The organism is Pontixanthobacter luteolus (genome assembly GCF_009828095.1).
Taxonomy (GTDB): Bacteria; Pseudomonadota; Alphaproteobacteria; order Sphingomonadales; family Sphingomonadaceae; genus Pontixanthobacter; species Pontixanthobacter luteolus.
Genome location: NZ_WTYP01000001.1, coordinates 589,663 through 613,363, shown reverse-complemented (window position 1 = coordinate 613,363; position 23,701 = coordinate 589,663). Strand labels below are relative to the sequence as shown.

20 protein-coding genes and 1 tRNA gene are annotated in these 23,701 nt (G+C 58.4%); 8 read left to right on the top strand and 13 right to left on the bottom strand.

Annotated elements, in window-relative coordinates:
* Positions 1 to 14: 14 nt before the first annotated feature.
* Positions 15 to 1,427, bottom strand: coding sequence for a DEAD/DEAH box helicase (locus GRI43_RS02920; protein ID WP_160729589.1), 1,413 nt, complete (start codon positions 1,425 to 1,427; stop codon positions 15 to 17).
* 148 nt (positions 1,428 to 1,575) lie between these two features.
* A complete protein-coding gene (locus tag GRI43_RS02915; RefSeq protein ID WP_235903586.1) occupies positions 1,576 to 2,124 on the bottom strand; it encodes a hypothetical protein in 549 nt (182 codons plus the stop codon).
* A gap of 159 nt (positions 2,125 to 2,283) precedes the next feature.
* Here GRI43_RS02915 and GRI43_RS02910 point away from each other — a divergent pair, with 159 nt between their 5' ends.
* On the top strand, positions 2,284 to 3,747 hold the full coding sequence (locus tag GRI43_RS02910; RefSeq protein ID WP_160729588.1) for an FAD-binding oxidoreductase: 1,464 nt from the start codon (positions 2,284 to 2,286) through the stop codon (positions 3,745 to 3,747).
* An 86-nt stretch (positions 3,748 to 3,833) separates the two neighbouring features.
* Positions 3,834 to 4,628 (top strand): SapC family protein, encoded by a 795-nt coding sequence (locus GRI43_RS02905; protein WP_160729587.1) that lies wholly within the window; start codon positions 3,834 to 3,836, stop codon positions 4,626 to 4,628.
* Between the two features lie 194 nt (positions 4,629 to 4,822).
* Here GRI43_RS02905 and GRI43_RS02900 read toward each other — a convergent pair whose 3' ends face one another.
* Positions 4,823 to 5,680, bottom strand: coding sequence for an N-formylglutamate amidohydrolase (locus GRI43_RS02900; RefSeq protein ID WP_160729586.1), 858 nt, complete (start codon positions 5,678 to 5,680; stop codon positions 4,823 to 4,825).
* Between the two features lie 214 nt (positions 5,681 to 5,894).
* Between GRI43_RS02900 and cpdR the strand changes: the two genes are divergently transcribed.
* The 6 genes from cpdR to GRI43_RS02870 all read left to right on the top strand — a co-directional run bounded on the left by cpdR (position 5,895) and on the right by GRI43_RS02870 (position 11,640).
* Positions 5,895 to 6,284: a cell cycle two-component system response regulator CpdR gene (gene cpdR / locus GRI43_RS02895; RefSeq protein ID WP_160729585.1), complete on the top strand. Its 390-nt coding sequence runs from the start codon at positions 5,895 to 5,897 to the stop codon at positions 6,282 to 6,284.
* 88 nt (positions 6,285 to 6,372) lie between these two features.
* Positions 6,373 to 6,447, top strand: a tRNA-Val gene (locus GRI43_RS02890).
* Between the two features lie 116 nt (positions 6,448 to 6,563).
* The gene (locus GRI43_RS02885; RefSeq protein WP_160729584.1) at positions 6,564 to 7,778 is read left to right on the top strand and encodes an NADP-dependent isocitrate dehydrogenase; all 1,215 of its coding nucleotides are present in this window, start codon (positions 6,564 to 6,566) and stop codon (positions 7,776 to 7,778) included.
* Positions 7,779 to 8,006: 228 nt separating this feature from the next.
* The gene (locus GRI43_RS02880) at positions 8,007 to 9,605 is read left to right on the top strand and encodes a bifunctional GNAT family N-acetyltransferase/carbon-nitrogen hydrolase family protein (RefSeq protein ID WP_202391638.1); all 1,599 of its coding nucleotides are present in this window, start codon (positions 8,007 to 8,009) and stop codon (positions 9,603 to 9,605) included.
* Between the two features lie 49 nt (positions 9,606 to 9,654).
* Positions 9,655 to 11,412: a cation:proton antiporter domain-containing protein gene (locus tag GRI43_RS02875; protein WP_160729582.1), complete on the top strand. Its 1,758-nt coding sequence runs from the start codon at positions 9,655 to 9,657 to the stop codon at positions 11,410 to 11,412.
* 54 nt (positions 11,413 to 11,466) lie between these two features.
* The gene (locus GRI43_RS02870; RefSeq protein WP_160729581.1) at positions 11,467 to 11,640 is read left to right on the top strand and encodes a hypothetical protein; all 174 of its coding nucleotides are present in this window, start codon (positions 11,467 to 11,469) and stop codon (positions 11,638 to 11,640) included.
* A 2-nt stretch (positions 11,641 to 11,642) separates the two neighbouring features.
* Here GRI43_RS02870 and alaS read toward each other — a convergent pair whose 3' ends face one another.
* From alaS to GRI43_RS02820, 10 genes are all read right to left on the bottom strand, one after another.
* On the bottom strand, positions 11,643 to 14,294 hold the full coding sequence (gene alaS, locus GRI43_RS02865) for an alanine--tRNA ligase (RefSeq protein WP_160729580.1): 2,652 nt from the start codon (positions 14,292 to 14,294) through the stop codon (positions 11,643 to 11,645).
* Between the two features lie 80 nt (positions 14,295 to 14,374).
* On the bottom strand, positions 14,375 to 15,205 hold the full coding sequence (locus tag GRI43_RS02860; protein WP_160729579.1) for a class I SAM-dependent methyltransferase: 831 nt from the start codon (positions 15,203 to 15,205) through the stop codon (positions 14,375 to 14,377).
* Between the two features lie 246 nt (positions 15,206 to 15,451).
* Entirely contained in the window at positions 15,452 to 16,525 is a 1,074-nt protein-coding gene (gene recA, locus GRI43_RS02855) for a recombinase RecA (RefSeq protein WP_160729578.1), read from the bottom strand.
* Between the two features lie 195 nt (positions 16,526 to 16,720).
* On the bottom strand, positions 16,721 to 18,358 hold the full coding sequence (locus tag GRI43_RS02850; RefSeq protein ID WP_160729577.1) for a DUF4139 domain-containing protein: 1,638 nt from the start codon (positions 18,356 to 18,358) through the stop codon (positions 16,721 to 16,723).
* Between the two features lie 12 nt (positions 18,359 to 18,370).
* The gene (locus tag GRI43_RS02845; RefSeq protein ID WP_160729576.1) at positions 18,371 to 19,864 is read right to left on the bottom strand and encodes a DUF4139 domain-containing protein; all 1,494 of its coding nucleotides are present in this window, start codon (positions 19,862 to 19,864) and stop codon (positions 18,371 to 18,373) included.
* A 148-nt stretch (positions 19,865 to 20,012) separates the two neighbouring features.
* Entirely contained in the window at positions 20,013 to 20,633 is a 621-nt protein-coding gene (locus tag GRI43_RS02840) for a phage tail protein (RefSeq protein WP_160729575.1), read from the bottom strand.
* Positions 20,634 to 20,760: 127 nt separating this feature from the next.
* Complete coding sequence (locus tag GRI43_RS02835) at positions 20,761 to 21,378, bottom strand: phage tail protein (protein ID WP_160729574.1); 618 nt, start codon at positions 21,376 to 21,378, stop codon at positions 20,761 to 20,763.
* A 77-nt stretch (positions 21,379 to 21,455) separates the two neighbouring features.
* The gene (locus GRI43_RS02830) at positions 21,456 to 22,073 is read right to left on the bottom strand and encodes a phage tail protein (RefSeq protein WP_202391577.1); all 618 of its coding nucleotides are present in this window, start codon (positions 22,071 to 22,073) and stop codon (positions 21,456 to 21,458) included.
* 224 nt (positions 22,074 to 22,297) lie between these two features.
* Positions 22,298 to 22,918 (bottom strand): phage tail protein, encoded by a 621-nt coding sequence (locus GRI43_RS02825; RefSeq protein WP_235903585.1) that lies wholly within the window; start codon positions 22,916 to 22,918, stop codon positions 22,298 to 22,300.
* 52 nt (positions 22,919 to 22,970) lie between these two features.
* Positions 22,971 to 23,588, bottom strand: a complete 618-nt coding sequence (locus GRI43_RS02820; RefSeq protein WP_202391576.1) for a phage tail protein — start codon at positions 23,586 to 23,588, stop codon at positions 22,971 to 22,973.
* Positions 23,589 to 23,701: the final 113 nt, after the last annotated feature.

Genomic DNA, 23,701 nt, shown 5'->3' with positions numbered 1-23,701 from the left:
CACTGATTAAGCTGTCAGTCGAACCCTACGCTCAGGAAATCAGGTTTGGGACCATTCCACTCGCCCGCGGGTACCGGCTCGGAATCCTCGTCGCGGTAATTGCGGCGTGATTTCGGCTTATCAGTGCGATCTGCCTTGTCGCGGCGCGGCTTTCTGGGTTGCTCGTCCCGTGCCTCTTTGGGGCCTTTAGCTTCGCGATCGTCGCTGTCAGCGCTTTTTCTCGAACGTGTTTCCTTCGGAGCGCCAACATCGTCCTTCTTCGGCTTTGGCGCACGCGGCGGCTTGGGCGCTTCAGTCAGCTCTACGCGGACATCGTCCTTGCCGAAGACCTTGATCTTGCTCTTGGTCAGCTTCTCGACATTGTCGATCGCTTCTGCGTCAGCGTCTGTCACAAAGGTGAAAGCCCGGCCTTTTGCCCCTGCCCGGCCTGTGCGGCCGATGCGGTGGACGTAATCATCGGGGTGCCACGGCGTATCATAATTGAATACGTGGCTGACGCCCTTGATGTCGAGGCCGCGTGCAGCAACATCCGAGGCCACCAGAATATTGATATCGCCCGATTTGAACCCTTCGAGTTCTTTCTGACGTGTCGCCTGATCGATATCCCCGTGGATCTCGCCGCTTTTGAACCCGCTTTGCTGAAGCTGTTTGTTCAATTCGCGAACGGTCGTCTTCTTGTTCGAGAAGATGATCGCCGTATCGACATGATCGTTGCGCAGCAGCCATTCGAGCGTTTCGCGCTTCTGGCGCGGTTTGACGTTGACCCTGAACGCAGTGATATTTTCGTTCGTGTTACCGGCCCGGCTCACTTCGATCTGTTTCGGGTTAGTCAGAAACTTGTCAGCCAGCTTTTTGATAACCGGCGGCATTGTTGCCGAAAACAGCATCGTCTGGCGGGTTTCAGGCAGCTTGTCGCAGATGAATTCGATATCAGGGATGAAGCCCATGTCGAGCATCCGGTCCGCTTCGTCGATTACCAGCAGTTCGCAGCCGTTGAGCATGATCTTGCCGCGCTCGAACAGGTCCATCAATCGGCCCGGAGTTGCGATCAGGACATCGACACCTTCGTTCAGCGCCTTCAACTGGTCGCCCATCTGCACGCCGCCGATCAACAGCGCCATTTTCAGATCGTGGTTTGCACCGTACTTTTCAAAGTTTTCTGCAACTTGTGCAGCCAGTTCGCGGGTCGGCTCCAGAATGAGCGACCGCGGCATCAGTGCGCGGCGGCGGCCAGCAGCCATCACGTCGATCATCGGCAAGACGAAGCTTGCGGTTTTACCCGTACCCGTTTGGGCGATGCCAATCAGGTCCTTCATCATCAGGATGGCAGGGATAGCCTGCTCCTGAATCGGCGTAGGTTCGGTGTAGCCGGCCTCTTCGACCGCTTTTAACAACTCATCGGAAAGGCCGAGATCGGCAAATGACATAGATTATCCGGATAAACGAGGGCATGGTGCCCGTTTCCGCCAAGGCACTGTGCCCAAGCGTAAAACCGCCGCAGCCTCTGCGCGCAAGGCGGCGAAAAGTCAAGAATTGCCGCACTGGAGCGGCATGGAGCCAGAGCGGCGAGCCTGCCTAGTCAGCAACCAATTGCCGGATTCGGCTCAGTTCGCACTTCGCCCCGGTCCTCGATTGCAGCTTGTCCCGGTCGATGCAAAGCCGCCCGTCTTTGCTAGGCTCGACATAAAAGCCGGAATAGAAGTCACGCGCAGAGCACGCTTTTTCCAAATTTGCCGCAATCATGCGTTGGTCGCGCATGTATAGCATCAGCCGGTTATCGCGCGTCGGCTGAACGCCGGCGATGCTGCTCATATCAACGCATTTGCCAATCTTGCGTTCTACGACTTTTGTAGGGCGCTCACGCTGGGGCAGGTCCGCCATCAGGTTCTGACGCACGCTGGGGCTGCGCGGAGACACCCGGATGATAACCCGCTGCTGGATTCGAACCTGGCGCTGGATCGGCATCGCGCCTGCATCCTCCAGCCCGAGCCAGTCATCGCTGAATACCGGTTGGTCGCTCTGAGCCTGAGGCGTAAGCGCCTGCTGATCACCCGCAGCTTCGCCGCTGGCTGCACCAGGCAGCAAAAGCACCAATGGCGCTATCAAGACGGTCAGGCTTGGCATAAATCAGTCAGGTAACTCCCCAATCCGCCCCATGTTTGCTTACTGGCAGGGCGGTGTGTGTGCCCTCTATACCTGCGAAGCTTGAATGTTGGCTTAATTGGAAACCCAAACCATGCAAGTGGTGGTGCGCAATGTATCCGCTGTGCAATAGAGTGCAGCATGGCAGAAAAGATTCCTCACCAGTTCGATCACTTCCTGAGCGAAGCAGGTTCTGTACTCGGACCCAAGGGCCTAACCTCCAACTACGAGGACATGGAACCCTGGCTGACCGACTGGCGCGGCCGTTATTCCGGATCGGCGCTGGCAATGGCCTCTCCTGCATCCACCGCACAAGTGGCTGCACTTGTCAGGATATGCACCAGGCATGGCGTCGCGATTGTGCCGCAAGGCGGAAACAGCGGAATGTCTGGCGGCGCCACCCCTGATGAAGGCGGCAAGTCGATCATACTCAGCCTGCGCAGAATGAATGCGATTCGCGCCCTCAACGAAGAAGAACGCAGTGTGACCTGCGATGCGGGCGTGATCCTGCAGACCTTGCACGAAGCCGCAGAGACGAAGCGGCTTCGTTTCCCGTTGACGCTCGGCGGTAAGGGCTCTGCCACCATTGGCGGGCTTATTTCGACCAACGCCGGGGGCACACAGGTGTTGCGCCACGGGACCATGCGCGCGCAGGTCGCCGGACTGGAAGCGGTGCTGCCCGATGGCCAGATTTTCAATTCGCTAACCCCGCTGAAAAAGGACAATCGAGGTTTCGATCTGAAGCAGCTTTTGATCGGATCGGAAGGCACATTGGGAATTGTGACTGGGGCCACCCTGCGTTTGCTCCCCGAAATCGGCGGCCGCGCCGTCATGTGGGCGGGCCTCTCCAGCATTCTGGATGCGCGCAAATTGCTACTGCACTTCCAGGATCAGGCTAACGAACAACTCGAAGGATTCGAAGTCATTCCGCAGCACAGTTTACAGGCGGTCCTCAACCATCAACCCGAGCAGAAGGCTCCCCTGGCAGAAATGCACCCGTGGAACGCGTTGATCGAACTCGCCGCGCCAAAGGACAAGCCTGATGCTCTGCCCGATTTGGCAGAGACCATTCTGGGAAGCGCTTTGGAACTCGGTCTGATTGAAGACGCAACCATCGCAGCCAGCGAAACCCAAGCCGAACAGATGTGGCATTTGCGCGATTCGATTTCTTCTGCCGAACGCGCAATCGGGCCGGCGATGCAACACGATATTTCAGTTCCGGTGGACAAAATGGCGGACTTTGTCGCGGCCGCCCTGCCCGCGGTTCAGGAACGCTTCGCAGAGACCAAGGCTGTGGCATTCGGGCATCTTGGCGATGGCAACGTCCACTTTCATGTGATCGCCCCGCCTAACGCGGTTCCCGGGCAATGGGAAAAAGCAGAAGGCAAGAAAATCAGCAGCTTCGTCCATGATCTTGTTACCGAATGGGGCGGATCGATAAGCGCTGAACACGGTATCGGACAAATGAAACTTGCCGAACTGGAACGGCTCGGAGACCCGGTTTCGATCTCGCTCATGCAAACGATCAAGAATGCGCTTGATCCGCAGTGTCTGTTCAATCCCGGAAAACTTGTTCCGCTTGCGCGCTCGGGCACGAACCCTTAAAGCGCGCGCTTCACATGGGAGGGCGCTCGAATACTGGTCGTCCACCAGACATATGTTTTCTTGATTAGATCTACCGGAGAATGTCCATGGCGAGCGCGCCGCAGCCCCAACTGCCCCTGTTTTATAAAGACCTCATGCCGCTCAACAGCCGCGATCACGCGAACTGGAAGAGCCGTCCGATGGATTCCGCCGAGTGGCTGAAGAGTGCGCACGCAATCCCGCTGACCGTCGATGAGTTTGTTCAGGCGCAGCGCTATTTTCCGATCGTCTTTTCGTCAGGCGAAAATCCACTTCCACTGGCGCTCATGGGCCTGAATGAAGGTGTAAACGTATTTGTCGACGACAGCGGCAAGGTGACCGACCCGATTTACCTTCCTGCCTACATTCGCCGTTATCCGTTCATGCTGGCCAAGCTGAAGCCCGACAGTGAAGAACTGTCGCTTTGTTTCGACCCGACCGTTGGTGCGGTGGGCGAGTACGAAGAAGGCACAGCTCTGTTCGACAGCGAGGGCAAGCCGTCTGAAACCACTCAGGGTATTCTACAGTTCTGCGAACATTTCGAAGGCGCAGGCCAGCGCACCAAGGCTTTCGTCGACGAACTGAAAAAGCACGATTTGCTAATGGATGGCGAAATCTCGATTGCGCTGAATGATAGTCCCGACAAACCGTTCATTTATCGCGGTTTCCAGATGATCAATCAGGAAAAGTTCGCCGATCTTCGCGGTGATCTGGTTCGTGAATGGAACAAGAACGGCATGCTTGCCTTGTCGCAGGCCCACATGATGTCGCTCGACCTGATGCGTTCGATCTTTGCCCGCCAAACCGGCCAGGGCAAAGGCCCGCGATTACCGACTGCGACTGAACCCGCTGCAGGCGCCTGAGCGCACGACAAACTGATACAATTTTGAAGGTGGGCCGGGGTTGAAGAGCTTCGGCCCCCTTACTATTTGGACAGTATTCGGATGGCACTCCCCCCTCATAGCCATCCGGATGGGTACGCCACGGCGTGCCTCCTCCCTGAACCTTGGCCACCTCGTGCGATTTGCACGAGGTGGTTTTTTCTTGTCTGAAAGGCTTATTCGGCGGCGAGCGGCAGCGCGCCTGAACGGCCCAGTCGGGCAACCAGTTCGCCCAGAACCCGCACAAGTGACGCAACGACCGATGCGACTTCAGGAAGCTTGTCTGTTGTCGTAGTCAAAGAACCATCGAGATAGGTCGAACGGCAAACTTCCAGCTGTATGGCGTGAATCCCGCGTCCCGGGGACGAATGCCGATCCAGTACGTAACCGCCGGCGTAGGGGCGGTTATGGGCGACAATGGCGCCCTGATCTGCCAGGTTCTGAAGTGCGGCGGCGACAATCCGGTCGTCTGCGCTGGCCCCGAACCGGTCACCGATCACGAATTGTGCCGCGCGATCATCCTCATGCATTTTGCGCAGAGGCGGCATCGAATGAAGGTCAACCAGCAAGGCCGCGCCCCATTTGTCTCTGACCCGTTCCAGCATCTCCGCCAATGCCGAGTGGTAGGGTGAATGAATGTTGGTGATCCGCGCATCCAGTTCGGCACGCTCCATCTGACCTGTCCAGATCTCCCCTAGTCCGGGAAGACGCCGGGGCACCAAGCCCAGTCCGCTTCGTGCGCGGCGATTGGCGATTGAGTGTTTTGCGGGGCTGCTCGCACCGCCAGCAACCATTTCCCAGTCCATGTCGTCGGCGGCCCGATTGAGGTCGAGCATGGCGCGCGGGGCATGAGCCAGCAACAGCCCTGCCCCCGTCTGGCGTGCAGCCGCAGTGCCGACATGATCGATGTAACGATCTTCCAGCCGCACCTGCGAATATTCGGGACGCCTCATCCGCTGAACCAAGTTTTCTGGATAAGTACGCCCGGCGTGCGGCACGGCCACTACAACCGGAATCGGAACATCGTCGGTCATGGAAAGCGAAAATGCAGCTTTTCTCGTCCCTGGAATCACTGTTCTTCGCACCTTTCGCGCGGTTCGACTAAAAGCATCGCGGGCCGGCCAGGCCGAAACCTCGATGGTCATGTTTTCAGGTCGCTGTGCTGAACCATCAAAACATTTGTGTCAAAGCAGGCCAATTGGCCGAATGCCAAAGATTTCTTAAGCCAATTGGGCTAAACGCCCTCGAATGACGGATACATCTGCACTGCGAATCCTTTTGGCCGAGGATGAAGAAGCCATGCGCGGCTACCTTGCACGCGCTCTGGAAAAAGCCGGATACGAGGTGGTTTCCGTCGATCGCGGTACCGAGGCCGTACCGCTGCTCGAAACACAGCATTTCGACCTGCTGCTGTCGGACATCGTCATGCCTGAAATGGACGGGATCGAGCTGGCCCAGCGCTGCAACGAGGTAAGCCCTCGGACCAAAGTGATGTTCATCACTGGATTCGCCGCGGTGACGCTGAAAGCAAGCCGCGAACAGCCGACTGCCAAGGTTCTTTCGAAGCCGTTTCACCTGCGCGATCTCGTGCTGGAGGTTGAGCGCGTTTTCGAGGATGCGGCAGCCGCCAGCCTCTAACGCGAATTTATCCCTTTCACCCTCTTGCGCGGCCTGTTCGGTGCGGCTAGAGGGCGCTCCTGCTGTTTCGGCAGCATTTTGATGGTGCGGGCGTATAGCTCAGTGGTAGAGCACTGTATTGACATTGCAGGGGTCGGGAGTTCAACTCTCTCTACGCCCACCATCATCTCAAAAGGCGTCGCATGTGCGGCGCCTTTCGTGTTTTCGGCTGCCTAACCTTGCCTCTAGTGCCTCCTCTGCTAAAGCGCGGCCAACTCTTGAAAAGGTAGCAGGAAGCACATGGCGAAAATCACCGTGAAAAACCCCGTTGTCGAACTCGACGGCGACGAAATGACCAAGATCATCTGGCAGTGGATCCGCGAGCGACTGATCCTGCCATATCTTGATATCGATCTGAAATATTACGACCTCTCGATCGAAAAGCGCGACGAAACGGACGACCAGATCACGATCGATGCAGCAAATGCAATCAAGGAACACGGCGTCGGCGTAAAATGCGCGACCATCACCCCTGACGAAGCCCGCGTTGAGGAATTCAGCCTCAAGAAAATGTGGCGTTCGCCAAACGGCACGATTCGCAACATTCTGGGCGGTGTGGTTTTCCGTGAACCGATCGTAATCGACAACGTGCCGCGTCTCGTACCCGGCTGGACCGACCCGATCGTCGTGGGTCGTCACGCATTTGGTGACCAGTACCGTGCGACCGACACCCTCATCCCCGGTGCCGGCAAGCTGCGCCTCGTGTTCGAAGGTGCAGACGGCAAGAACATCGACCTCGAAGTGTTCGAATTCGAATCGAGCGGCGTCGCGATGGCGATGTACAACCTCGACGATTCGATCCGCGATTTCGCCCGCGCAAGCTTCGCCTACGGGCTTGACCGCAAATGGCCGGTCTATCTCTCGACCAAGAACACCATCCTCAAAAAATACGATGGCCGCTTCAAGGATCTGTTCCAGGAAGTGTTCGAGGCGGAATACAAGGCTGATTTCGACAAGCACGGCCTGACCTACGAGCACCGTCTGATCGACGACATGGTCGCAGCAGCTCTGAAATGGAGCGGCAAATTCGTCTGGGCCTGCAAGAACTATGACGGCGACGTTCAGTCCGACATCGTCGCGCAGGGCTTTGGCTCGCTGGGTCTGATGACCTCGGTTCTGATGACGCCCGACGGCAAGACGGTAGAGGCAGAAGCCGCCCACGGTACCGTGACGCGCCACTATCGCCAGCATCAGGAAGGCAAGGCCACTTCGACCAACCCGATCGCATCGATCTTCGCGTGGACCCGCGGCCTGATGTATCGCGGCAAGTTCGATAACACGCCAGAAGTCGTCGAATTTGCCGAAACGCTCGAGCGTGTTTGCATCGAGACCGTCGAAAGCGGCCAGATGACGAAGGATCTCGCGCTGTTGATCGGCCCGGAGCAGAACTGGCTGACCACGGAACAGTTCTTCGAGGCGATTGTGAACAACCTCGAAAAGGCAATGGCTGCTTAAGCACCACTGCCATCAAATCAGAGGGCGGGTACCGGATGATCCGGTGCCCGCCTTTTTTGTGCGCGGACCAAACGAGCGCCCGGCTTCGCTGTGCGCGGGAACATTCGTCTGCTAATGGCGGTTCGGTATCAGACAGCCCAAAAGTGAAAGAATTCTGTGACCACCAGCAAATCAGCGCCAAGCACCAAGAAGCCCCGCAAAACAGCCGAAAAGTTTGGCAAGCGTCGTCTGGAAATCCGCAACGCCCGGGCGAAGGACGTGCGAGGGATCTCTGCGTTGATCCGCCGAGCCTATACAGAGCTGCCCCCCTACACCCAGGGCGAAATCCGGGGCCAAATCAACAACTTCCCCGAAGGCTGCTTCATCGCGCTGCTGGATGACGAGGTTGTCGGATACTGCGCGTCGATGCAGCTTCCCGAACCGGTGGTGTTCGCCGACCATAATTGGGACGAGATTTCCGGCAACGGTTATGGCAGTCGCCACGATCCGACCGGGGACTGGCTGTATGGCTACGAGATGTGCGTAGACCCCAAGGTTCGCGGCGTCCGCATCGGGCGCAGACTGTATGAAGAACGCCGCGCACTGGCAGAGGAAAGAGACCTCACCGGGATCGTTTTCGGCGGGAGGATGCCCGGTTATTCACGGGCGCGGAGGCGCAAGACCAACCGCGCCGAAAGTCCGCAGGATTACCTGGATCAGGTGCTGGCCACCAAGATCCACGATCCGGTCCTGCGTTTCCAACTCGCCAATGGTTTCGAGCCGGAACGCATTCTTGAAAACTATCTGCCCGAAGACAAGAGGTCGGAAGGCAATGCAGTGATGATGGTATGGCGCAACCCTTACGTGGACCGCGACCAGCCAGTGAAAAAACGCCTTCCCCGCGGTGTCGAGGCTGTCCGTGTCGCGACCTGTCAATTGCAGGCCCGTGCGGTCAAGGATTACGACGAGTTCATGGGTGCAATCGAATATTTCGTCGATGTTGCAAGCGACTACGAGGCAGACTTCATTGTCTTTCCGGAAATGTTCACGCTTATGCTGCTCAGTTTCGAGAAGAAGGAACTGTCCCCGGTCGAGGCGATCGAGCGTCTATCCGAATACACGCCGCGCCTGAAATCCGACATTTCCGATTTCGCCATGCGATATAACATCAACATCATCGCCGGATCGCACCCGACACGGATGGAAGACGGCGATATTCACAACGTAGCCTATGTCTGCCTGCGCGACGGATCGGTGCACGAACAGGAAAAGATCCACCCCACCCCGAACGAGCGTTACTGGTGGAACATCAAGGGCGGTGACAGCATCGATGTGATCCAGACCGATTGCGGCCCGATTGGCGTCCAGATTTGTTATGACAGCGAATTTCCCGAGCTGTCGCGCCGATTGGCCGACGAAGGCGCGCGCATTATCTTCGTGCCGTTCTGTACCGATAGCCGCCAGGGTTACCTGCGGGTCCGCTATTGCGGCCAGGCCCGCGCGATTGAAAACCAGTGCTTCGTTGTCCTGTCCGGCAATGTCGGCAATCTGCCCAACGTCGCGAACATGGACATCCAGTACGCACAGAGCTGCATCCTCACCCCGTGCGATTTCCCGTTTGCGCGCGATGGCATCGCGGCGGAAGCGAGCGAGAATGTGGAAACGCTGACCATCAGCGATATCAACCTCGCCGATCTGAGCTGGGCACGAGCCGAAGGCACAGTCAGGAACCTGGCAGACAGAAGGTTCGACCTTTACCGCATCGAATGGGATGAGGCTGGCGATCACCCGGGCCGCACGAAACCGCGCCGCGCACCGATCGGAACACACTCAGCAGGCGGTGGCTAAGCCGCAGCTTTGCGGTGACATAGGCAGAAGCGCACGGTAAGCTGCAGCAATGGCTGGGGAACTCGATACTTCGTCAATGGGTGACGCGCTGGTGATTCTCGGCGCTGCCGGGCTTGTCATCCCGGTGTTCACGCGTTTCCGGATTACTCCGGTGATCGGTTTCATCCTGATCGGGATTGCCGTTGGGCCATTCGGCCTGGGTAAGCTGGTCTTCGACGCACCCTGGCTCTCTTACGTGACTATCACCGACCCTGAGGCTTTGGAGCCTTACGCGGAATTCGGGATAATCCTGCTGCTGTTTACCATCGGGCTGGAACTGTCCTTCAAACGCCTGTGGCAAATGCGCAAGCTGGTGTTCGGCCTGGGCGCGCTGGAACTGCTCATTATCGGCTCCATGCTGGCGATTGCGCTGGCCATGATGGGCCAATACTGGACCGGCGCGCTGGCGCTGGGCTTTGCCCTCGCCTTCTCGTCAACGGCGATCGTCTTGCCGATTTCCGGCACATCGTCACCCGTTGGGCGCGCTGCGCTGTCCATGCTCCTGTTCGAAGACATCATGATCGTTCCGATCATCTTCATCCTCGGTGCGATGGCACCCAATGCGCAGGGCGAAGGTTGGGAAGGAATGATCACCACCCTTTGGCAGGGCGGACTGGTGGTTGCTGCCTTGCTCGTCATCGGCCGTGTGGCCCTGCCCCGGCTATTTGCGCAAGCTGCCCGCACCAAAAGCCCTGAACTGTTTCTGGCCGCCAGCCTGCTCGTCGTCATCGGTGCCAGTCTGGCGACTTCCGTGGTTGGCCTCTCGCCCATCGTCGGCGCGCTCATTGCTGGCCTGCTGATTGCCGAGACCGAATATCACGGCGAGGTCGAAGGGATCATGGAGCCGTTCAAGGGGCTCGCCCTTGGTATCTTCCTGATCACCGTCGGGATGAGCATCGACCTGACCACGATCTGGTCCAATTGGTGGCCAATTCTGGTCGCGGTCGTCAGCGTGCTGACCTTCAAGGCATTTGTCACCGGGTCGCTGCTGCGGATGATGGGCGCGCGCAGGAGCACTGCGGCAGAAACCGGTATTCTGATGGCCAGCCCGTCGGAAACGACCTTGATCGTCCTTGCTGCGGCGAGTTCAGCCATGCTGATCCAGCCGGGCACCGCGCAGTTCTGGCAAATCGTAACGGCCATCGGGCTCACCATCACTCCGCTGCTTGCCCGGCTGGGCCGTGTGATCGCGAGGCGAGTTGAACCAGCGCCAGAACTAGAAGATGTCGACCATACGACACCGCCTGTGATTATCATCGGCGCGGGGCGTGTCGGACGGCTGATTGCACAAATGCTGGATGCTCACGGCAAGCCCTATATCGCCATTGATGCAGATGCCGATCTGATCGAATCGGCCAAGCGCAAGGGCTACCGGGCGACCTTTGGCGATGCGGCCCGCGGCGACGCGATGACAAGGCTCGGCGTGGACCGTTCCCCCGCAGTGGTCCTGACCATGGACGAACCGGTTCTGGCTGAACGACTCACGCGCAAGCTGCGCAAGGAGCACCCTGATCTACTGATCGTAGCCCGCGCCCGCGACACGGAGCACGCAGCCCAGCTTTACCGCGCCGGTGCCAGCCACGCAGTGCCGGAAACGCTGGAAAGCTCGCTTCAATTGTCAGAGGCTGTGCTCGTCGATATCGGCGTTGCGATGGGTCCGGTAATCGCGTCAATTCACGAAAAACGGGACGAATTTCGCGCGCAGATCGAAGAAAAGGGCGCTCTGGATTACAAGCCGAAACTCAGGACTTCGACCGCCGAAAGCTGACTATCTCGAAACCAATCTTGCTCCAGTCCGTTGAAAAATCGAAGGAGATTTTCAATGAGCAGCAAGCAAGACCCATCGAAGCCGGTTTCGAACGACGAGAAATTCAAACCTCAGAACGTTCAGGACGAAAGCCACGGCAGCGTGAGCAGCAGTGGCCGTCAGGACCGCAACATTGGCCACGACGTCTCTCGTGGTAGCGAGCCGGAAACCGAAAACGCTTCCGGCTGATCTCAGGCAGCCAATTGGGCCCGTACGGCAGCAAGCGCCTCCTCGGCCTTGCTTCCGTCTGGTCCGCCGCCTTGGGCCATATCAGCGCGGCCCCCGCCGCCCTTCCCGCCCAATGCTTCGACACCGGCACGGACCAGTGCAACCGCATCGAACTGGCCGGTTAGGTCGTCAGTGACCGCGACTGCAAATGTCGCGCGCCCATCGTTCACTGCCACTGCGGCAGCGACACCCGAGCCGAGCCTCGACTTTGCTTCATCCAGCAGTCCGCGCAGCTCTTTTGGATTGAGACCATCCAGAACCTGACCGGAAAACTTCGTACCAGCGATCTCTTCGTCAGCCGGGCCAGCGCCCGCCCCACCCGCACCAAGCGCGAGCTGCCTGCGGGCTTCGGCCAATTCCTTTTCCAACGATTTGCGCTCATCAACCAGTGCCGCGACCCTGCCGGCCACTTCGTCAGGCGATGTTTTCAGCGTGCCGGCGACTTCTTTCAGTGCCTCTTCACGGTCGACCAACCAGTTTCGCGCTGCTTCACCGGTTAGCGCCTCTATCCGCCGCACACCTGACGATACCGCCGATTCCGACACGATGCGAAACACACCGATATCGCCAGTCGCGTTCACGTGCGTTCCGCCGCACAATTCGACCGAGAAATTGCGCTCTCCATCAGTCTTGCGCCCCATGGAAAGAACGCGGACCTCGTCGCCGTATTTTTCACCAAACAGGGCAAGAGCTCCTGCCTCGACCGCATCATCAGGGCTCATCAATCTGGTCTGGACCGGGTCGTTCGCGCGAATTTCTGCGTTCACTTCTGCTTCGATCGCAGCGATATCTTCCGCAGTCATCGGTTTGGGATGCGAGAAATCGAAGCGAAGCCTGTCCTCGGCAACCAGCGACCCCTTCTGCGTAACGTGTTCCCCAAGGCGATTGCGGAGCGCGGCGTGCATGAGATGCGTGGCAGAATGATTTGCTCTGATCCGGTCTCTTCGATCAGCATCTACATCAAGATGGACCGTATCACCGACGGCGATTTCACCCGCGTCGATTGTGGCCTGGTGGGTGTGCAAGCGGCCGAGTGGCTTGGATGTGTCCGAAACAGATGCCTTCAGGCCTTCTGGTGTCCAGATGCTGCCAACGTCACCGGACTGACCGCCGCTTTCGCCATAGAATGGCGTTTGGTTGGTAAGCACGGTCACCGTCTCGCCTTCGCCAGCGGATTGCACCTCTGCCCCATCCTTGACCAGCGCGACAACCCGGCCCTCGCCCGTGGTCGCGGTATATCCGGTGAATTCGGTGCTGCCTTCGCGTTCGGCAATGTCGAACCAGATTTCCGTCGAAGCTGTGTCGCCAGAACCCTTCCATGCGGCGCGCGCGGCGGCCTTTTGACGCTCCATCGCGGCATCGAAGCCGGGTCGGTCGACACCGATATTGCGTGTGCGCAGGGCATCTTCGGTAAGGTCATATGGGAAGCCGAACGTATCGTAGAGCTTGAACGCGGTTTCCCCGTCCAGCTCGTCGCCTTCCGCCATCTCGCCGGTGGCTTCGTCCAGCAGTCGCAGACCTTTATCCAAGGTCTGGCGGAAGCGTGTCTCCTCACGCTCCAGCACTTCCTCGATCAAAGCCTGGCCGCGTTGCAGTTCCGGATAGGCCTGCCCCATCTCGGCAACCAGTTCCGGCACCAGGCGGTGCATGAGCGGCTGTTTCGCGCCCAGAATGTGAGCGTGGCGCATGGCCCTGCGCATGATGCGCCGCAAAACATAACCGCGACCTTCATTCGATGGCAAAACCCCGTCAGCGAGCAGGAAACCGGTCGACCGCAAATGATCTGCGATGACCCTGTGACTCGCCTGATGTTCGCCAGAGGCGGCCACGCCGGTCAGGCTTTCTGATGCAGCAATCAGGCTTTTGAAGGTGTCGGTATCGTAATTGTCATGCACGCCCTGCATGACCGCAGCGATCCGCTCCAGCCCCATGCCCGTGTCGATCGATGGTTTCGGCAGAGGCGAGCGTTCTCCGTCTGCGCCTTGATCGAATTGCATGAAAACGAGATTCCATATCTCGATGAACCTGTCGCCATCCTCATCGGGCGATCCGGGAGGGCCACCCGGGATATGCTCGCCGTGATCATAGAAAATCTCGCTGCACGGTCCGCATGGACCGGTATCGCCCATCGACCAGAAATTATCATTGGTCGCGATCCGGATGATGCGCTCTTCGGGCAGTCCGGCAATCTTGCGCCACAGGTCGAACGCCTCGTCATCGGTATGATAGACGGTGGCAGTCAGCTTGTCCGCTGGCAGGCCCCATTCTTTCGTCAACAGGTTCCAGGCATTCTCGATCGCCTGTTCCTTGAAGTAATCGCCGAAAGAGAAATTTCCCAGCATTTCGAAAAACGTATGATGCCGCGCCGTGTAACCGACATTGTCGAGATCGTTGTGCTTTCCGCCTGCGCGAACGCATTTCTGCGAGCTTGTCGCACGCGGTGCCGGCGGTGTTTCGAGCCCGGTAAAAGCGTTCTTGAACGGAACCATACCCGCGTTCACGAACATCAGTGTAGGGTCGTTATACGGAACCAATGGTGCGCTGAGCACGACGGCATGGTCCATGCCCCCGAAATAATCGAGGAAAGAGCGGCGAATGTCGTTAGTCGATTGCATGGCCTGCAATTAGGGTCTCAGCGCATCAGCGACAAGCCGATAAACGCCCGGTTTGCTCCGCGTGCCGAAAATCGGCCACCTTATCCACGAGCAAGCCGGGCACTGACGATCCATGCGCCAGCACGCAGGGCGATGATACCATCTACGACATTGTTCGCGAGGAAGCGCCGCATACGGGCCAGAAAATGGGCATGGTCATGCGTGTCCAGATTGCGGGATGCCCGCGCCGCAGGCCCGATACGCTGGAAAAATTCTGCTGCATCTTCCACCGCATCCGGACCAGTGCCCGCAATATAGGCGTAATCGACCGGAATGAAGTTGATGTCGATCCAGCCGGCATCGCGCAGCACGCCATCAACGTGCGACTGGTCCGCGAATGCGAATGGACCAGGTGAAAAGCGATCTGGCGGATAGGTTGTGCCCGGTGGCAAGAAGCTTTCGATACGTTCTGCCCACAGATTGTCCTCCAGCGCGCGGAAGCAAGAAAACACCAGCCTACCGTTGGGGGCCGCGATGCTTGCAAGGTGTGAAAAACTGGCAACCGGATCGGGAAAGAACATCACCCCATGACGGGAAAAAAGCAGGTCGGGCGCAAAATTATCGCGTTGCCATTCTCCCGCATCGGCCAATTCGAAGGACACATTGCCCAGCCGCGATCCGCGATGGCGGGCGACCTCGATCAATTCCTCGCTGACATCGACGCCGACAATTTCGGCACCCGGATGGCCGCGGCCAAGCGCCAGTGACATCTCGCCGGCTCCGCATCCGATATCGAGAGCGCGCATGATCGGGCGTTCGCTCAGCTTGGCCATCAGCTGGTCGGTGAGCACGCCGAAGCTTCGGTCGGTGCGCTCCCATTCAGAGGCCCAAGAGACGCCTACTCGCGTCTGCCAATCGCTTTTGCTGGTCATTTCTTAGCGCCCCGCCACATCAACATTCTCCTGCGGCGATTGCACAGCGATTTATCTTCCGCGTCAACCCACTGGCATCGGTAACGGAAAGTAACGCTGCGAATTAGCTTACTCGCTCGATGCCTCAATTGCGTATCTCAACAAAGAAAAACCGGCGCGGGCCAGAAAGGCACCGCACCGGTTATCCATTTTCCCGGACGCTGGAGATCTAGCTCCCAACTGGTCGTCCGCTTGAAGAGATTGTGATCAGTCCTCGTCACTGGCCTCCGTGTCCGGGCCTGTCATCATCTCTTCGGCGACCTCGTCGGTGCGGCCGCGGATCGCAGCTTCCAACTTGTCGCGCATCTCTACATTCTCATCGAGGAAATTCTTCGAATTCTCACGCCCTTGTCCGATGCGGACCGAGTCATAGGAGAACCACGAACCCGATTTCTCGACCAGTCCGGCCTTGACGCCCAGATCGAGAATCTCGCCGGTCTTGGAAATACCCTTGCCGTACATGATATCGAATTCGACCTGCTTGAATGGCGGTGCGACCTTGTTCTTGACCACTTTGACGCGGGTCGAGTTGCCAATGACTTCGTCGCGGTCCTTGATCTGACCCGTGCGGCGGATGTCGAGGCGTACCGAAGCATAAAATTTCAGCGCGTTACCACCGGTGGTGGTTTCCGGATTACCGTACATCACACCAATTTTCATGCGCAGCTGGTTGATGAAGATCACCATGCACTTCGAACGGTTGATCGAGCCGGTGAGCTTGCGCAGGCTCTGGCTCATCAAGCGGGCCTGCAAACCGACATGGCTGTCGCCCATTTCGCCCTCAATCTCGGCCCGGGGCACAAGCGCCGCAACCGAATCGACGACCAGAACATCAATCGCGTTGGACCGGACCAGCGTGTCGGTAATTTCCAGCGCTTGCTCACCGGTATCGGGCTGAGAAATGATCAGCTCATCAATATCGACGCCAAGCTTCTTGGCATAAACCGGGTCCAGGGCGTGCTCTGCATCGACGAATGCAACGCTGCCACCAGCCTTCTGCGCTTCTGCCAATACATGCAGCGCGAGAGTGGTCTTGCCCGAGCTTTCCGGCCCGTAAACTTCGATGACCCGCCCCTTCGGCAAACCGCCGATGCCAAGAGCAATGTCGAGACCGAGCGAACCGGTCGAAATCGATTCGACGTTCATCGCCTCTTTCGAGCCCAGCTTCATCGCCGAACCCTTACCAAATGCGCGGTCAATCTGTGCGAGTGCCGCGTCGAGCGCCTTCTGACGGTCCACGTTCTTTTCCTTACCTTCTACCAGCTTTAGACTTGCTGCCATGACATGCGCTCCATCGGTTGCCTAGGTCGGTGATAAACTCATCAACTGTTGGAGTATGTACCCACTTTGTTCCGGTAGAACAAGGGGGGAACGAATTTTTATTGTGAAAGGCCGTTTTCCGAGCCGCCCGGCGGTGGTTATTCGCCCGGGCTACCGCGCTTTACAAATCTTCAGGCCCTAAATTGCAAAGGTGTGTCAGGCACCGGGCGTGCGGATCTGCCAGCTGAACTCACGGGTTTTCCCCGCCGGCACGCGCACTTCCATGATCTGCGCACCATCCTTGATCCGGACCTTCGCAGGTGTTCGGCGGGTTTCCCATTGGCCAGCTGCGCCCAGCACGAGACGGAGGCGAACCGGCTCTGAATTGGCATTGGAAATCTTGGCCTTCATATTATGCCATTTGCCGGTATCAGGGTCGCCTCGTGTCGTCGCAGAGCATTCAGCAAACACATTGGTGCTTTGCGCCAGAGTAAGTTCGATCTCCTGACCTTTGGCATAATCGCGGATCGTCTGTTCATTGACCAACAGATCACCGGCAGAGGATGGTTCGAACAGGGTGAAACCGCCCATCGGCATTGCCACACCCAGCCCATGCTCATCATCGTTCTTGGTAAAGAACATCAATTCTGCCGGTTCGAGCTCGTCGTCAAAATAGTCAAAGGGTGCGCAGCTTGTCCGGTAGAAGAATTCCCCGCGAACCTTGTCCTTATTCAGGAACGCGACCTGCTTCAGGCCCTTCGCTGAAACGCTCACCCTTTCCGGCACGCGGTACAATTTGAGATCGCCCAACTGCTCTTCGCCCGCCTGCATTCCGATTGCTGCAAGAGCGAGGGGAGATTCCATCATCTTGCGTTGGACACGTGATCCGGTCACCACAATTGTATCGGATGCATACATTGGCGGAGCGGGAGGAGGCGGCGGAGACGGCATCATCTGGCGGATCGGAGTGCCATCAGCGGTGCTGCCCAGCGGATAGCAGGTCAGACGCATCGGCCGCGCCTGCGGCGGATCTGAGAGGCTTTGAAAATCGCTTTCAACGTTCAGCTTCCCGGCGACCGCCATCAGGTTTGCGTCATTAAAACTCTGCCCGTTGTCATTGAGCAGCGTCAGCCACGACAGCAGCCGCAAGCCAACCTCGCCCTTGGCACCTGACCTGTCCAGTGTGGCGACGTAATGCGCCTCCCAGTCAAAGCCCCAAGCCAGATAAGTCAGCGTGACCTGATAGGTGCCGCCCGTATCGTCGCGCGTGTCGATGCTGAAAACCGGGCGCGCGGAAAGGCCCGCGGGCACTTTATCGAAAGTCAGTTTTTCCGGCAGACCCGAACACCGCACTGCTTCGAAGCCATCGTCTGTCTGAAGCACGAGGCCGCCATCGGCACGCGTGCGGACGATGGCGGATTGTGAGGCGCTGATACCTGTCGCAGGGTTTGTACGCGTGATCCGGACCCGGTTGCCCAGTGTGCCATCGAGCAGCGCCGCAGGGGAAAGAAGGTCCGCGTTGCGGTTCTTCTCGATCGTGCCGCCCGGCAGACCGGTAACAATCGCGGTGACAGCAACCATCCCTTCTGCCACGCCTTCGAACCGGATAGTCGATTGCCCTTGCGGCAAAGTTACCGTCCGGACCTCCGAAATCATGGCGAAGCCTTCCGGCCAATCACCGTCCATCGCTTCATCCGCACCCCGGTCGGGATCGCGGTACATGGTGACCGATATATCGGCGGGCTCTGACGCTCCGACTATCTGGCGCGCGCCAGCCGGTGATGCGGCCACAAGCGCCAAGGCGCCGAGCAGCGCGAGGAAAGATGATGCCAGGAAAGACAATGTCCGGGCCACGGCGCTGTGCCCTTAATACCGGGTTGCAAAAATTACGCGGAACTCGCGTTCACCATTGGCCGGAACCGGCACGACCCATTTTCGCCGGTCGGCATTGATCTGGACCCCGGATTCGTCTTCGCTGACGATGCGGTAGTCGCGCGACCACCAGCCGCGATCGAGCCCTGCCTGCACCAAATCGATCTCGACAGCCTCATCCTTCGCGTTGGTGATCGTGTAACGCATGGCTGTTTGCCAAAACTTTTCGGGCCTCTCTTCATCAAGACGCGCGGTTTCGTTGCCGTCCTGATAGACAACATAACGCCGGGTCTTGATCCACTCGCCAGAGGTTATTTCTTCGCGTTTTTCCACCTCGGCCTGAACAAATATGTCAAACGCATCGCCGGTGCGAAGCGAAAGCTCGCTGCCGGTCGGCGTGTGGCCAATGGTGTTCTCGCCGATAAATTGCGGAGTGCCCTGGCTGTCGCGCTGATAGAAACGGACTGTGCCTGCTGGCAGGGCATCGCCCAGCCCGCCCTGGCTAGACGTGTTGAAGGATATCTCGCTCGAAACGTTCTGCGGATTGCTGTCATTGCTCAGCCAATTAACCGTCCGCCGATAGACCTTTTTCGCCGTTACGCCCTGCACGTCGAGGAAACTGACCTGCTTGGTCTGCTGATTGGCAATCGTCGTTCGTGCATCGATTGGATAGAGATAGAAATCTCCGACCTGCTCGCGGCCCGAAGACTCAGTCCCGGCACGCAACATATTGCGCTGGCTGCGCCCGCCGCCGAACCGGCCATTGGGGCTACCGGCAACCAGCAATGTGTCGGCGTTGTGAAACGTCGTACCGGTCGTGTTTGTCAGCGTGACCCAGCCCTGCATATCGATGGTGCTGTCCCCATCATCGAACAGCGCAACATAGTCTGCGGTCCAGCCAAGGCCGGGCGTCAGATACCGGATCGCTGCCGGGCGCACACCGGAACGGGTGCTTTCGACATTGACCGATAACGTCGGGCGGGCGCGCAGGTTCGGCGGCACCCGGTCGAACACTGCGCGGACAGGCAAACCGTCATCACGCAGCACCTCGATCCGGTTGCCGATTTGCACGACCACGCCGCCAGCCGTGGAGAGGATCTTTGCTCTCTCGCGTGTTTCTGCGCCGGTTGCAGGGTTGGTGCGTACAAGCGTGATCGTCTGGCCAATGGCTTTTTCCATCAGCTTGCCGGGGGTGAGCAGGTCGAAGTCGAAATTCTGTTCGATGATAGCAGTGTCGCGCGCGGCAAAACTCAGGGTCTGAGCACGGATCTGGGCCGACACATCGGGAAACTCAATCCGGCTGCGGCCACGTGCAATATCGAGTTGCCGGATGTCCTGCACCAGCGACTGGCCATTCTGGTAAATCGTGACCGAAACATCGCCCTGTGCGGTCTCGTCTGGATCGGGGACCGATTGCGCAGCACCCGCCGCAGCTGCCATCAAACCAATCAGGCCAATTCCGCAGCTAAACTTCCGTGCAGTCCGCATGTTCGATCCCTTCCCCTGTTTGCGGGTCAAGCCCGCGTAGTATCGCAGCACCTTCTCCAATTCCCGGGCCGTAGTCAATCGACTGACCTCCCGCAAAAAAGGGCGCGCAAACAAAGCTGCACGCCCTTTCCTGATTGCCACCTGAACGTTAGGGGCGTGGCGGGTACGGCCCTTGTGTGACGACACAGAAACGCAGGACCGTGTACGGGCTGATCGCCGTAACCGGTTCCCCTTCACCGGTATTGCCAATCACTACCGAGCCAGAGTGCAGCGCATTGGCGGCGACCGGTGCTTCTACATTGGTGTAGATATCGGCATCGGTCGAACGGCCGAGGGCATTTCCGCTGGGGTTTCCGGAATCGGCAGCCACTGTCGCATTGGAAAGTAGCTGGGCCGGATGCGAATGCGCAGGGATGTTATCGGTGATCAGTTGAAAGTTCTCAGCCCCTCCGGTCTCACCGACGCTGCGGCCGGAAAGGTCCGGGCCCGCGCCGGCATGCATCGGCATACGGCCGCGCAGATCGGGCACGTTGAAACTGGTCTGGCCATCACCGCCGAACTGAACTCCCATGACCGAGAACAGCGAAGCATTCTGAGTAATTGGTAATGCCTGTCCACTGGTTTCCACGCTGCCCGCCGGGCAGAATGAGCCGGTAAACATGAATACCTGACCAAGATACATTTCTGACTGCGCTGCGGCAGGTGCTGCCGCAAGCTGGGCGGCGGTTCCAATTGCCGCAACATGTATGATTGATTTTAGAAATTTCATAAGCGCTCCGTACAGGCAAGCGAAGGGGTTCTGGGCAGCAGGTCGCCGTCCAGCTCAAAACCGAATTGATATAATGCAAATAATGTGGAGGCGCGAAAATCGCCGCGCCTCCTACCAATTCACCAAATCAGTTGCGCGAAGGGAAGATACCCTGAGTTACGACGCAGTAGCGCATGCCGAGATACGGGCTGCGCTTGCTGACAGACTGACCCCCGCCATTGTTGTTGATGAACAAGGTGCCCGGGTGCATCGCACCTGCCGCGGTCGGCGGGGAATTGTTCGAATAGATCGTCAGAGTTGACCGGGCGAGAGCGTTGCCGCCAGGATTACCGGTGTCCGCCTGAACCGCGTTTTCGGACCTGACTTCACCTGTGTGATTGTGCGACGGCATCTGTGCAACACTCAGGGTGAAACTGGTCGAACCGCCGCGTGAACCCTGTGGAACGGTCGGAAGACCTGGACCCGAACCCTGTCCGATTGCTGCCCTGCCCCGCAAATCGGGTAGGGCAAAAGTCGTACGGCCATCCCCGCCATAGATCGTCCCATAGAGCGAGAAGAGCGCAGTATTCGAACTGATCGCCAACAGCTGCCCTGCGGCTTCGGCGCTTGCACGCGGGCAGAAATTGTATCCGACCAGCATCAGTTCACCGATGTACTCATCGGTGCCCGCTGCGGCCGGTGTTGGCGCGGACAGCAAGGCAGCAGGTGCTGCGGCCAGTGCTGCGATTTTAAGAATGTTCTTCATGGAAAATTCCTTATCAATTGGTTGCCCGCCAGAACCAAGCTGCGGGCTGTGCGTTCAGCGAGTGCCTTTGCGGCGCGTCAATTGCGCGACGGGAAGACGCCCGAATTCACCACGCAGTAACGCATGCCAACATACGGGCTACGCTTGTTAACGGGCTGATTTCCGCCAGTGTTGTTGATGAACAAAGTGCCCGGATGCATCGCACCTGCAGCGGTTGGCGGGGAATTGTTCGAATAGATCGTCAGGGTCGAACGCGCGATGGCGTTGCCGGCAGGATTGCCGGTGTCCGCCTGAACCGCGTTTTCGGACCGAACTTCGCCAGTGTGATTGTGCGAAGGCATCTGGGTAATGTTCAGAGTGAAGCTGGTCGAACCGCTCTTTTCACCCCACCGAACAGTGGGAAGACCGGGGCCTGAACCTTGGCCAATCGGTGACCTGCCGCGCAAATCGGGAAGACCGAAACTGGTACGTCCGTCACCACCAAATGTCGTGCCGTATAGGGAAAACAGCGCCTGCCACTGCGCGATGGGCAGCAACGCACCATTCGCCTCAAAACTGCCGCGCGGACAAAAATTGTAGCCGACAAGCATCAGCTCACCAAGATATTCATCTACACCCGCACTGGCCGGAGTTGCAGTGCTCATCAGGGCTGCTGGCGCTGACGCGATTACAGCCAGTTTTGCTATTCGTTTCATGATGTTCCCCCATCAAATCGATAAAAGATCGAAGCCGAGTTCCCCGATCTCGTCAGACATTTGTACTGGAGGACCCGCAAACCACAAGGCGCGGGCCGCATTTTGTCGGTTTCATACAAGCCGCACAAACTTCGTGCGCGCTCCGAACCGAAACGCTCAGTCGGAACAATTTCATGAGGGGCGCATGGCTCAATGCGCCCCTCACTTTTACCAATTCCGCGTGATCAATTGCGTGACGGATAGATGCCTTGCAATGCGACGCACCAGCGCAGCGTAAGATAGGGCTGGACGTTGTAATGCGGCTGTCCGCCGCCCCCACTTGCCACGGCAATCGATTGTGGATGCAGCGCATCCGCCGCGTCGGGCGCGCTGTTATTTGAATAAATCTGCGCGCCGCGAGCCAAGGCATTTCCAGCCGGATTGCTGGAATCAGCCACAGTCTGACCTTCAGCCCTTAGCAGCGCTGTGTGGCTATGCGGGCCGACTTCGGCGCCGGTCAGTGCGACACGCTCAACTCCGCCGCGCGAACCTTGCGGATAGGTGGAAAGGCCCGGCCCGGTGCCAGTGTGGATCGGCACGCGGCTGCGCAAATCCGGCAGCGCAAAAGTGGTCCGGCCATCGCCGCCGTAAATCGTCCCGAGCAAGGAAAATAACGCCGTGTTCTGCGAAATCGGCAGCAATTGGCCGTCTGCATTTGCCCATTCACGCGGACAAAAGGTCGATCCATTTAGCATCAGCTGGCCAATGAATTGGGTGCCTCCCGCTTGCGCGTTTGCCTGGGTGGTAGGCAGCAAAGCCAACGAAGCAGTTGCTGCGGCAATCATCGATATTTTCTTGAAGGTCATCTGACCATCTCCTGAAAACTGGTTGTGACGAGTGTTAGTCTGAGAATCTGCGTCAGTTGCGCGATGGGAATATGCCTTGCAGCGAAACACACCAGCGCAGCGTCAGATAGGGCTGGACATTGTAATGCGGCTGTCCGCCACCCCCACTTGCCACGGCAATCGATTGCGGGTGCAGCGCATCCGCCGCGTCGGGCGCGCTGTTATTCGAATATATCTGCGCGCCGCGCGCCAAGGCATTTCCGGCCGGGTTGCTGGAATCAGCCACAGTTTGACCTTCAGCCCTTAGCAGCGCTGTGTGGGTATGCGGGCCGACTTCGGCGCCGGTCAGTACGACACGTTCAACTCCGCCACGCGAACCTTGCGGATAGGTGGAAAGGCCCGGCCCGGTGCCAGTGTGGATCGGCACGCGGCTGCGCAAATCCGGCAACGCAAAAGTGGTCCGGCCATCGCCGCCATATTGCGTACCCAAAAGCGAAAAGAGTGCCTGATACTGGCTAATCGCAAGCAAAGTGCCATCTGCATTGGCCCAGCCGCGCGGACAGAAATTGAACCCCACCATGGCCAACTGGCCAAGCAAGGGTTCAGACGCCTGCGCATTCGCAGATGTTACCGGTAGTGTCATGGAAAGCGACAATGCTGCCGCGCCGAAAGTGATCTTCAATTTCTTCATCGAGTTAATCCCCCTAAGCAGTGGTGATCACAACCCGATGATTGCCAATTCTTCCGCTAGAAGCGGCGCTGGCCTGACACGAAACTCTCGCAAGAGCTCAAATAATGCAAGGC

What these genes read in the sequence shown, in the direction of transcription:
- GRI43_RS02920 (WP_160729589.1), bottom strand. Translation starts at nt 1,427, where the DNA reads ATGTCATTTGCCGATCTCGGCCTTTCCGATGAGTTGTTAAAAGCGGTC.
- GRI43_RS02915 (WP_235903586.1), bottom strand. Translation starts at nt 2,124, where the DNA reads ATGCCAAGCCTGACCGTCTTGATAGCGCCATTGGTGCTTTTGCTGCCT.
- GRI43_RS02910 (WP_160729588.1), top strand. Translation starts at nt 2,284, where the DNA reads ATGGCAGAAAAGATTCCTCACCAGTTCGATCACTTCCTGAGCGAAGCA.
- GRI43_RS02905 (WP_160729587.1), top strand. Translation starts at nt 3,834, where the DNA reads ATGGCGAGCGCGCCGCAGCCCCAACTGCCCCTGTTTTATAAAGACCTC.
- GRI43_RS02900 (WP_160729586.1), bottom strand. Translation starts at nt 5,680, where the DNA reads ATGACCGACGATGTTCCGATTCCGGTTGTAGTGGCCGTGCCGCACGCC.
- cpdR (WP_160729585.1), top strand. Translation starts at nt 5,895, where the DNA reads ATGACGGATACATCTGCACTGCGAATCCTTTTGGCCGAGGATGAAGAA.
- GRI43_RS02885 (WP_160729584.1), top strand. Translation starts at nt 6,564, where the DNA reads ATGGCGAAAATCACCGTGAAAAACCCCGTTGTCGAACTCGACGGCGAC.
- GRI43_RS02875 (WP_160729582.1), top strand. Translation starts at nt 9,655, where the DNA reads ATGGCTGGGGAACTCGATACTTCGTCAATGGGTGACGCGCTGGTGATT.
- GRI43_RS02870 (WP_160729581.1), top strand. Translation starts at nt 11,467, where the DNA reads ATGAGCAGCAAGCAAGACCCATCGAAGCCGGTTTCGAACGACGAGAAA.
- alaS (WP_160729580.1), bottom strand. Translation starts at nt 14,294, where the DNA reads ATGCAATCGACTAACGACATTCGCCGCTCTTTCCTCGATTATTTCGGG.
- GRI43_RS02860 (WP_160729579.1), bottom strand. Translation starts at nt 15,205, where the DNA reads ATGACCAGCAAAAGCGATTGGCAGACGCGAGTAGGCGTCTCTTGGGCC.
- recA (WP_160729578.1), bottom strand. Translation starts at nt 16,525, where the DNA reads ATGGCAGCAAGTCTAAAGCTGGTAGAAGGTAAGGAAAAGAACGTGGAC.
- GRI43_RS02845 (WP_160729576.1), bottom strand. Translation starts at nt 19,864, where the DNA reads ATGCGGACTGCACGGAAGTTTAGCTGCGGAATTGGCCTGATTGGTTTG.
- GRI43_RS02840 (WP_160729575.1), bottom strand. Translation starts at nt 20,633, where the DNA reads ATGAAATTTCTAAAATCAATCATACATGTTGCGGCAATTGGAACCGCC.
- GRI43_RS02835 (WP_160729574.1), bottom strand. Translation starts at nt 21,378, where the DNA reads ATGAAGAACATTCTTAAAATCGCAGCACTGGCCGCAGCACCTGCTGCC.
- GRI43_RS02830 (WP_202391577.1), bottom strand. Translation starts at nt 22,073, where the DNA reads ATGAAACGAATAGCAAAACTGGCTGTAATCGCGTCAGCGCCAGCAGCC.
- GRI43_RS02825 (WP_235903585.1), bottom strand. Translation starts at nt 22,918, where the DNA reads ATGACCTTCAAGAAAATATCGATGATTGCCGCAGCAACTGCTTCGTTG.
- GRI43_RS02820 (WP_202391576.1), bottom strand. Translation starts at nt 23,588, where the DNA reads ATGAAGAAATTGAAGATCACTTTCGGCGCGGCAGCATTGTCGCTTTCC.